This window comes from Devosia sp. (assembly GCF_030689745.1).
In the GTDB taxonomy this organism is placed as follows: Bacteria; Pseudomonadota; Alphaproteobacteria; order Rhizobiales; family Devosiaceae; genus Devosia; species Devosia alba.
Genome location: NZ_JAUYGL010000145.1, coordinates 1 through 4501 on the forward strand (window position 1 = coordinate 1; position 4501 = coordinate 4501).

At 63.4% G+C, this 4501-nt stretch carries 5 protein-coding genes; 1 reads left to right on the plus strand and 4 read right to left on the minus strand.

Annotated features, from left to right (window positions below; all coding sequences use genetic code 11):
• The coding region (locus Q8O80_RS12750) for a hypothetical protein (RefSeq protein ID WP_305579826.1) at positions 1 to 476 on the minus strand (476 nt) is incomplete at its 3' end.
• Positions 473 to 1021 (minus strand): sigma-70 family RNA polymerase sigma factor, encoded by a 549-nt coding sequence (locus tag Q8O80_RS12755; RefSeq protein ID WP_305579827.1) that lies wholly within the window; start codon positions 1019 to 1021, stop codon positions 473 to 475. The genes Q8O80_RS12750 and Q8O80_RS12755, both read right to left, overlap by 4 nt.
• Positions 1022 to 1219: 198 nt before the next feature.
• Here Q8O80_RS12755 and argB point away from each other — a divergent pair, with 198 nt between their 5' ends.
• Positions 1220 to 2122: an acetylglutamate kinase gene (gene argB / locus Q8O80_RS12760; RefSeq protein ID WP_305579828.1), complete on the plus strand. Its 903-nt coding sequence runs from the start codon at positions 1220 to 1222 to the stop codon at positions 2120 to 2122.
• A gap of 64 nt (positions 2123 to 2186) precedes the next feature.
• Here argB and Q8O80_RS12765 read toward each other — a convergent pair whose 3' ends face one another.
• Positions 2187 to 3671 carry a DHA2 family efflux MFS transporter permease subunit gene (locus Q8O80_RS12765; protein ID WP_305579829.1) on the minus strand — a complete coding sequence of 495 codons (1485 nt, stop codon included), beginning with the start codon at positions 3669 to 3671 and terminating at the stop codon, positions 2187 to 2189.
• Entirely contained in the window at positions 3672 to 4295 is a 624-nt protein-coding gene (locus Q8O80_RS12770) for a TetR/AcrR family transcriptional regulator (protein WP_305579830.1), read from the minus strand. It abuts the gene before it with no gap.
• Positions 4296 to 4501: the final 206 nt, after the last annotated feature.

Consider the following 4501-nt stretch of genomic DNA (forward strand, 5'->3'; position numbering starts at 1 on the left):
GCCGTCAGCCGCACATTGCCGCTGCCGTCATAGAGCGCGACGAACTTGACCGCGCTGCCCTCTTCTTCCAGCGCCGCCACCAATTGGGTGGTGAGGCTCGACACATCATTGACGGGCTGCATCAGGTTGAAGCCGACGGCGGCCACGGCGACGGCAAGGGCACCAGCGGCAATCGTGCGCCACACCATTAGATTCTCCCAGAAGCCGAGCAGCGGCCGCGCCTTGACCACATCGCCAAACGCCCGGGCCTCGATGGCGGCATAGATATGGCCGGGCACCGGGGTCTCCTCATATTCCTCATTGAGCGCGGCAAAGCGGGTCACCCAGAAGTCGCGCTCGGCACGCAGGCTCTGGTCATCCTCGATCAGCCGGCCAATCCGCTCGTGCTCGCCGGTACTGAGCAGGCCGAGCACATATTCAGCCACCAGGGCGTTGCGTCCTGCGCCGTCTTCGCTGTGGTCATCGCTGGGGCTCATGAGCTCAGGCAATCTTTCAGTTTGAGCAGACTCCGGCGCAGCCAGGTCCGCATCGTGTTGAGCGGCACGGTATGGCGCTCGGCCAGTTCCTCGTAGCTATAGCCATCAAGATAGGCCCCGCGTACCGCGGCGGCACGATCGGGTTCGAGCGTGCCAAGACAGGTTTCGATCTGCGCCCGTTCCTGATTGTTCTGGGTCGCGCGCTCCGGCGAGGGGCCCGCATCGGGAATCTCCAGCGCCACATCGATCGTGTCGGCGGTCGGGCGGCGCGCCCTCAGGATGTCGAGAGAATGATTGCGCGCCACGGCAACCAGCCAGCTTATCGGGCTGGTGGTCCCGGCGACATAACGGTCAGCGCGCTGCCAGATCTTCACAAACACCTCCTGGAGCGCCTCTTCGGCCTCGGAACGGTCCTTCAAGATACGCAGGGTAACACCAAAGAGTTTCGCACTGGTGCGTTCATAGAGCAGCCGGAACGCGGCCCGGTCGCGCAGGGCGCAGCGCGAGATCAGATCGGCGATGTCCTGAGACGGCGTTTGGATCATGGACATGGGTATAGACTGCCTCCACTTGGGTACCCGTCCCCGCCCTTGCCCGGCGCGCGAACTGGAAACCCTTGAACGCGCCAGGCGGTGATCTGGATCAGTGGCTAAACCACACAAGCGGCTTTTCCTTTCCGCCCCGATGCTCTATGCCCAGTGCGGACTTTTTAATGCCGTGCGACCAACCGATTGGGTCTGAATATGTCCGATACAGCCACCGAGACCGATCGGTTTAGCCACGATGCCGGCATTCTGGCGCAGGCGCTGCCCTATATGCAGCGCTATGAGGGAAAGACCGTGGTGGTCAAATATGGCGGCCACGCCATGGGTGATCCCAAGCTGGGTCAGGCCTTTGCCCGCGATATCGCCCTGCTCAAGCAGTCCAAGGTCAATCCGATCGTGGTGCATGGTGGTGGGCCGCAAATTGCGCTGATGCTGAAGAACCTGGGCATTGAGTCCAAGTTTGAAGGCGGGCTGCGCGTCACCGACAAGCGGACCATGGAAGTGGTCGAGATGGTGCTGGCCGGCTCGATCAACAAGGAAATCGTTGCGCTGATCAATGCCGAGGGCGAATGGGCCATTGGCCTGTGCGGCAAGGACGGCAATATGGTGTTTGCCAAGAAAGCCGAGAAGACCGTCAAGGATCCGGGCTCCAATATCGAGCGGGCACTCGATCTGGGCTATGTCGGCGAGCCGGTGGAGGTTGATCGCACCCTGCTCGACCTGCTGGCCCGCTCCGAGCTGATTCCGGTGATTGCCCCCGTGGCCCCGGGCCGCGACGGCAATACCTACAATATCAACGCCGATACCTTTGCCGGCGCCATTGCCGGCTCGCTCGGCGCCAAGCGCCTGCTGTTCCTGACGGACGTGCCCGGCGTGCTCGACAAGAACGGCACGCTGATCCCCGAGCTGAGCGTGCGTGAAGCCAAGGAACTGATTGCCGATGGCACGATTTCGGGCGGCATGATCCCCAAGGTGGAAACCTGCCTTGCGGCGCTGGAAGATGGCGTGGAGGGGGTGGTGATCCTCAACGGCAAGCAGCCCCATGTGGTGCTGGTCGAGCTGTTCACCGAGTTCGGTGCCGGTACGCTGATCGTCCGCTAGACGCCGCGACACGACAACAAAAAGGCCGCCATCACTGGCGGCCTTTTGCCGTTCGGCGCTGTGCTCAGGCTTCCACCACCACCGGCGGCGCACCGGGATGGGCCGGGGCGATGACGCGCTTGAAGAACGGGGTGAGCAGCAGCACTATGGTGAAGCTGACCACGACATACCACAGCGCCAGGCTGGCGGCGTCGGCGAAGGCAGCGTGCTGGCCGGAGCCGCTGGCAAATCCCTGGCTGAGCTGGCCAAAGAACAGTTCGCCGACAATGGCGACACCGAGGGCGCCGCCGACCTGCTGGAACGCCTGCAACGAGCCCGAGCCCGCCCCCGCATCGCGTGGCGGCACGTTGGCCAGCACCAGCTGGAAAATGGCCGAGAAGCCCGAACCAAGGCCGATACCGGCAATCAGCAGGGGCGGCAGGAAAGCCCATTGATCGATGACGTCAATGACGCCGGCAATGTAGAAGCGCAGCGCGCCGATGCCGATAGCCACCATGGCCGCCGCGATGGCCAGCCGCGCCCGCAGGAAATGCGCGCCGAACCGGCCGGCAATGACCGAGGCGATCAGAACGCCAACCGAGAACGGGGTATTGGTGAGACCCGATTGCAGGGGCGTGAAGTCGAAACCGCCTTGCAGCAGCAGCGAGATGACCAGGAACATGCCCGGGATACCGGAGGCAAAGACCATCAGCACGAAGGTGCCAAACATGAACTGGCGATTGGTGATCAGGTCAAAATTGAGCAATTGCGACTTGCCCGCCGCCGCCCGCGCCCGGATCCAGAACACGAACAGCACCAACATGCCGATGCCGGCCACCATCATGGCAAAGGCCCAGAGCGGCCAGCCGAAGGCACGGCCCTCGATGATGGGGAAGACCAGGCCCAGAATGCCCAGGCCGAACAGGCCCATGCCGACATAGTCATTGCGCAGCGCGGCATGGCCGGGCAGCCGCGGGATGAGGAACCAGCCGGCAATTACCGCGGCGATGCCGATGGGGATATTGACCAGAAAGATCGGCTGCCAGTCGAGGCCATAGATGTTGGCCGAGATCAGATAGCCGCCCAGAATGGGGCCGCTGACCGAGGCGAGCCCGGCCGACAGGCCGAACAGCGAAAAGGCCTGGCCGCGTTCATGCGGCGGGAAGGTGACAGCGGCAATGGCCAGCACCTGCGGGGTCATCATGGCGCCCGCGAGGCCCTGAATGACCCGGGCGGCGATGAGGGTTTCGATATTGGGCGCCAGGCCACACAGGGCTGAGGCGACGGTAAAACCGCTCACGCCCCACAGGAACAGCCTGGTGCGGCCCAGAATGTCGCCGAGCCGGCCAAAGGGCAGCAGGCCCAGGGCAAAGGCCAGAATATAGGCGGCCACGACCCATTCGATCTGGCTGTCGGAGGCACCGAGCCCCTCGCGCATCGAGGGCAGCGCCACATTGACGATGGTGATGTCCATCAGATTCATGAAATTGGCGATGAGCAGCACGAACAGCGCCGGCCAGCGGCGCGGATCGGGGGCATCAGAGGCTGCGTGTGCATGGGTGTGAGACATTCAGGAACGGTCCTCGGCGGAAACGGGGGTGGCGATAAAGGCGCGCTCCAGCTCGGCCAGCAACTGGTCGATCGCGGGGCGGAAGGAGGTCCATTGGCGCCAGTAGTCGGACAGGGCGCCGGTGGTGATCAGCGCCGCTGCTGCGGGATCGAGATTGGGCCGGAAGGAGCCGTCGGCGATGCCAGCGCGGAAAATCTCGACAAACTGGCTGCGCCAGAAATCATAGATCGGCGTCATGATGGCGCCGATTTCGGGGTCGCGGCGGGCCTTTTCGATCAGCGCGGTCAGCACGATGATCAGTTCGGGCGTGTCGTGGATGGTCTCGCGGAAATCAGCGAACTCCAGCCGCAATTGCTGCAGCGCCGATTTGTCCGCGCGCGAATTGCGCAGCGCCTGGTTTCTGAAATCGAGGCGGATGCTCTCTGCCACCAGGGCAATCAGCGCTGCCTTGGACGGCACATGATAGTGCAGCGTGGCGATGTTGATGCCAACCCGGTCGGCAATGTCCCGGGTACGCAGGCCTTCCAGACCCTTTTCGACAATGATTGAACGGGCCGCAGCCGCAATTGCCAGGCGCCGGTCGTCACCGCTTTCACGTCGTGTTTGGGACAGGTCCGTGGTCATGCTCACCTCATGGCCGACGCTGCTTAAACCTGTTTTCACCGTCAATCAATCGTTTGATTGAGCGGCAGCTCCGCTATTTGCCGGACCCGGTATGCCGCTTGTCCCCGCAGCCAAAACCTGTGGCACACTTTCCCCATCACCCCGCACGGCGGCCTGCAGGCGAACAGTGGTGGGGTGTGCCGGGTGGGAGTTCGTCTCTTCCACAG